Annotated in this window: 3 protein-coding genes; all 3 read left to right on the forward strand. The window is 71.5% G+C overall.

Annotated features, from left to right (window positions below):
* The coding region (locus tag AC08OP_RS22830; RefSeq protein WP_476616048.1) for a DnaJ C-terminal domain-containing protein at nt 1–507 on the forward strand (507 nt) is incomplete at its 5' end.
* The gene (locus tag AC08OP_RS22835) at nt 504–887 is read left to right on the forward strand and encodes a chaperone modulator CbpM (protein WP_476616049.1); all 384 of its coding nucleotides are present in this window, start codon (nt 504–506) and stop codon (nt 885–887) included. The genes AC08OP_RS22830 and AC08OP_RS22835, both read left to right, overlap by 4 nt.
* A complete protein-coding gene (gene clpB, locus AC08OP_RS22840; protein WP_476616050.1) occupies nt 878–3,514 on the forward strand; it encodes an ATP-dependent chaperone ClpB in 2,637 nt (878 codons plus the stop codon). Before AC08OP_RS22835 ends, clpB begins: the two co-directional genes overlap by 10 nt.
* The last annotated feature ends 19 nt before the right edge of the window (nt 3,515–3,533 follow it).

Consider the following 3,533-nt stretch of genomic DNA (forward strand, 5'->3'; position numbering starts at 1 on the left):
GGCTCGGACGGGCCGCGTTCTTACCAGGTCAGCATCCCCGCGGGGGTGGTGGCCGGTCAGCGGATCCGGCTGGCCGGGCAGGGCGGCCGTGGCAGCGGTGACGCCCCGCCCGGCGACCTCTACCTGCGGGTACGGATCGCACTGCACCCCCGCTATCGGGTGGGCGGCCGCGATATCCAGCTGAAGCTACCGGTCACCCCGTGGGAGGCGGCGCTGGGCGCGACGGTCTCGACCAGCACTCCCGGCGGCGAGGTCAAGGTCCACGTCCCGGCGGGTTCGTCGAGTGGCCGCCGGCTGCGGCTGCGTGGCGAGGGCCTGCCGAATCCGTCGGGACGGCCGGGCGACCTCTACGCCGAGGTCAGCGTGGCAGTGCCGCCGACGCTGACCGACCGGGAGCGGGCGCTGTTCGGAGAACTGGCGGCCACCTCGACCTTCGACCCGAGAAACTCCAACCCGAGAAACTCCAACCCCAGAAAGTCCGATCCGAGCAAGGGATCCTGGCGATGACCATCCCATCCCCGTCGCAGCAGCGGACGGCGCCGTCGCCGATCACCCGGCCGCGTTACCCGCTGGCACCAGCCCGGAAGCTGACCGTGGAGACGGTCGCCAGCCGCGGCGGGCTGCATCCCGACCTGGTCCGCCGGTTCGTGGCGCTCGGCCTGCTGGAGGCCTCCCGCGACGCCACCGGGACGCGGTGGTTCGCCCCGGACACCCCGGCGACGATCGCGAGGATCCAACGGCTGCGGGCCGGCCTGTGCCTGAACTACGCCGCGATCGGTCTCGTCCTCGACCTGCTCGACCGCATCGACGTGCTGGAAGCCGCGCTGCGCGGTGACCAGGCCGCTCGATCTCCGACAGCCGCAAGGAGCACACCGCCGTGGACATGAACCGGCTGACTCAGAAGTCCCAGGAGGCCTTGGCCGCGGCGCAGGCCAGGGCGACCGCGCTCGGGCACACCGAGGTCGACGGCGAGCATCTGCTCCTCGCCCTGCTGCAGGCCCCGGACGGGCTGATCCCCCGGTTGATCGGGCAGACCGGCGCCGACTCCGCCGCGCTGGCCGCCGCCGTCGAAGCCGACCTGGCCCGGCGGCCGAAGGTCAGCGGGCCGGGCGCCGCCCCCGGGCGGGTGTTCCTCACCCAGCGGCTGTCCCGGCTGCTGGATGCGGCCGAGCGCGAGGCCGGGCGGCTCAGGGACGACTACGTCTCGGTGGAACACCTTCTCCTCGCGCTGGCCGAGGAGGGGTCGGCCACCGAGGCCGGGAGGCGGCTGGCGGAGCACGGGATCACCCGGGAGTCGTTCCTCGCTGCGCTCACCCAGGTACGCGGCCATCAGCGGGTCACCTCCGCGACGCCGGAAGCCACCTACGAGGCGCTGGAGAAGTACGGCCGCGACCTGGTTGCCCAGGCCCGCGACGGCACGCTGGAACCGGTCATCGGCCGCGACGCCGAGATCCGCCGCGTCATCCAGATCCTCAGCCGCAAGACGAAGAACAACCCGGTGCTGCTCGGCGACCCGGGCGTCGGCAAGACCGCGATCGTGGAGGGCCTGGCGCAGCGCATCGTCCACCGCGACGTCCCGGAAGGACTACGCGACAAGACGATCTTCGCATTGGACCTGGGATCCCTGGTCGCGGGCGCCAAGTACCGCGGCGAGTTCGAGGAGCGGCTCAAGGCCGTGCTGGCCGAGGTCAAGGCCGCCCAGGGCCGCATTCTGCTCTTCGTCGACGAGCTGCACACCGTGGTGGGAACCGGCGCGGCCGAAGGCGCCATGGACGCCGGCAACATGCTCAAGCCGATGCTCGCCCGCGGCGAGCTGCACATGATCGGCGCAACGACGCTGGACGAGTACCGCAAGCGCGTGGAGTCCGACGCCGCCCTGGAACGCCGCTTCCAGCCGGTCATGGTCGACGAGCCCACCGTCGAGGACACCATCTCGATCCTGCGCGGGCTGCGGGAACGCTTCGAGATCTACCACGGAGTAAAGATCCAGGATGGCGCACTGGTCGCCGCTGCCACGATGAGCCACCGTTACATCACCGACCGATTCCTGCCGGACAAGGCGATCGACCTGGTCGACGAGGCCTGCGCCCGGCTACGCACCGAGATCGACTCGATGCCCGCCGAGCTCGACGAGATCACCCGGCGGGTCACCCGCCTGGAAATCGAGGAAGCCGCCCTGGCCAAGGAGACCGACCCGGCCAGCGAGACCCGGCTGGCCGAGCTGCGCCGGGAGCTCACCGACCTGCGCGCCGAGGCCGACGCCAAGCGCGCCCAGTGGGATGCCGAACGCCAGGCGATCCGGCGGGTTCAGCAGCTACGCGAGGAGCTCGAACGGGTGCGCCGCGAAGCCGAGGAAGCCGAACGGGCCTACGACCTGAACCGGGCCGCCGAGCTGCGCTACGGCCGGTTGGGTGAGCTGGGACGGCGACTCGCGGCCGAGGAGGACCGGCTCGCCGCCAAACAGGGCGAGCAGCGGCTGCTGCGCGAGGTCGTCACCGACGAGGAGATCGCCGAGATCGTCGCGGCCTGGACCGGCATCCCGGTCTCCCGGCTGCGCGAGACCGAACGCGAGAAGCTGCTGTGCCTCGACGACACCCTGCGCCAGCGGGTCGTCGGCCAGGATGAGGCCGTCACGCTGGTCACCGACGCGATCATCCGGGCCCGCTCCGGCATCCGCGACCCCCGCCGGCCCATCGGCTCGTTCATCCTCCTCGGACCCACCGGCGTCGGCAAGACCGAGCTGGCCAGGGCCTTGGCCGCCGCCCTGTTCGACACCGAGGAGAACATGACCCGCCTCGACATGAGCGAGTACCAGGAACGGCACACGGTCAGCCGGCTCGTCGGCGCTCCCCCCGGCTACGTCGGCTACGAGGAGGGCGGCCAGCTCACCGAGGCGGTCCGGCGCAAGCCCTACGCGGTGGTGCTCTTCGACGAGATCGAGAAGGCACACACCGACGTGTTCAACGTCCTGCTGCAGCTCCTCGATGACGGCCGCGTCACCGACGCCCAGGGACACCGGGTCGACTTCCGCAACACCGTCATCATCATGACCTCCAACATCGGCTCCCCCTACCTGCTCGACGGCGTCGACTCCGACGGGCAGATCAGACCCGACGCGCAGGCCCGGGTGATGGCCGACCTGCGCGGGCACTTCCGCCCGGAGTTCCTCAATCGGATCGACGACATCATCCTGTTCCGGCCGCTGGGCCTACCCCAGCTCGAGCGGATCGTCGATCTCCAGTTCTCTGACCTGCGCCGACGCCTGGCCGAGCGGCGGATCACCCTCGAGCTGACCGACGCCGGCCGGCGCCTGATCGCCCAGGCGGGATACGACCCGGTCTACGGCGCCCGGCCGCTGCGCCGTTACATCTCCCACGACGTCGAAACCCGCATCGGCCGCGCGCTGCTCCGCGGCGAGGTCACCGAAGGCGGAACGGTGCGCGTCGACGCCCACGACGGCGAACTGGTCGTCAGCTGTCAGGCAGCGGACGCGCGGCACGGGCTCGCCGCCTGAACCCCGACCCCTCCAGGCC

The organism is Frankia sp. CeRuru1, from assembly GCF_977966315.1.